Below are 702 nucleotides of genomic sequence, written 5' to 3'. Positions count from 1 at the left end.
CGCTTACCACTTTGTGATTCATGACTGGGGTGAAGTCGTAACAAGGTAACCGTAGGGGAACCTGCGGTTGGATCACCTCCTTACCTGAAGATACCTTCCCGCGAAGTGCTCACACAGATTGTCTGATGAACTTAGAGAAGAGCGTAAAACGCCTGCAGGCTTGTAGCTCAGGTGGTTAGAGCGCACCCCTGATAAGGGTGAGGTCGGTGGTTCAAGTCCACTCAGGCCTACCAAATCATTTCTCATGCTGCGTTACAGCGCCGCTCGCATAGAAGACTATGCGTCGCGACCCTGCGCCTTGCCTGAAAAATGATTCTCCTTGGTACTCATGCGTTTTACAACACTCATCGGGGCTATAGCTCAGCTGGGAGAGCGCCTGCCTTGCACGCAGGAGGTCAGCGGTTCGATCCCGCTTAGCTCCACCATCAACGAACCCGCGTTGATACAACTTCAGAATGCATTTACTGAATGCATTGCGAAGTTATTGCTCTTTAACAATCCGGAACAAGCTGAAAATTTGAAACGACGCGTCGCTTCATTTCTCCGTAATAAGAAATGAATCACGATGCGTTCGGGTCTCTCAAATGCTTGCAGTCCGCAGCGTTGCAAAACGCCTGTGGGTTGTGAGGTTAAGCGACTAAGCGTACACGGTGGATGCCCTGGCAGTCAGAGGCGATGAAGGACGTGCTAATCTGCGAAAAG

Annotated in this window: 2 tRNA genes and 1 rRNA gene; all 3 read left to right on the top strand. The window is 51.1% G+C overall.

From position 1 onward, the window contains the following. Nucleotides 1–83 (top strand): 16S ribosomal RNA (locus F3J36_RS24005); the annotation flags it as partial. A gap of 73 nt (nt 84–156) precedes the next feature. Continuing rightward, nucleotides 157–233: transfer RNA gene (locus F3J36_RS24000), tRNA-Ile, on the top strand. Nucleotides 234–349: 116 nt separating this feature from the next. Then, nucleotides 350–425: transfer RNA gene (locus F3J36_RS23995), tRNA-Ala, on the top strand. The last annotated feature ends 277 nt before the right edge of the window (nt 426–702 follow it).

The organism is Pantoea sp. Cy-640, assembly GCF_011752635.1.
Taxonomy (GTDB): Bacteria; Pseudomonadota; Gammaproteobacteria; order Enterobacterales; family Enterobacteriaceae; genus Pantoea; species Pantoea dispersa.
The sequence above is the reverse complement of the archived record's forward strand: the minus strand, read 5'-3'. Positions and strand labels throughout refer to the sequence as shown.